The 735-nt window shown below is 62.3% G+C and carries 1 protein-coding gene; it reads left to right on the top strand.

Going from position 1 to position 735, the window contains the following annotated elements; translation table 11 throughout:
- Nucleotides 1-735 (top strand): calcium-binding protein (locus J1C49_RS21510; RefSeq protein ID WP_304522463.1); only part of this gene is annotated, 735 nt, incomplete at both ends.

A 735-nucleotide genomic window follows, 5' to 3' on the forward strand; every position in this document is an offset into this window, starting at 1 on the left:
TGACGAACCTGACCGGGATTGAGCAAGTCGATGGCGGCGCGGGCTATGACCGCATCATCGCCACCTCCGGCGACGACACGCTGGATTTCTCCAGCTACACCATTTCTGGCATCGAACGGATCGAGGGCGGAGACGGAAACGACTCGATGATCGGCAGTGCCGGGGCGGATGCTCTGGATGGTGGTGCGGGGTCTGACACCATTCAGGGTGGCGCTGGAAATGACACGCTGTATGGCAGAGACGGAAACGACAGTCTCGAGGGCGGCGACGGGGCCGACACCTTTGTCGTCGAGAATGGTTTCGGCTCTGACACGGTGTCTGGCGGTGAGGGGGGCGACGATCACGACACCATTCACTTAACCGCGGTAAGCCAGAGTGCCACAGTCACCTATTCTGGGGATGCGGCCGGAACGATCACCTCTGGCGCCAACACGATCAGCTTCACCGACACCGAACAACTGGTACTGACAAACCAAGCCGACCTGGTGGATGCAAGTGGCGACAGCGTGGGGACCGACATCGATGCCATGGGCGGAGCGGATTCGGTCCTTGGTGGCGAAGGCGGCGACACAATCGACGGCGGATCGGGCAGCGACACCATCCTGGGCGGCACTGGCAGTGACAGCCTGGCGGGCGGAACCGGCAACGATAGTGTCAGCGGGGGAGACGGCGCTGATACACTTGTCCTAGAGGATGGGTTCGGCACCGATACCCTCACAGGAGGTGAAGGCGGCG

Source organism: Cognatishimia sp. F0-27, assembly GCF_020667845.1.
In the GTDB taxonomy this organism is placed as follows: Bacteria; Pseudomonadota; Alphaproteobacteria; order Rhodobacterales; family Rhodobacteraceae; genus JAFMPQ01.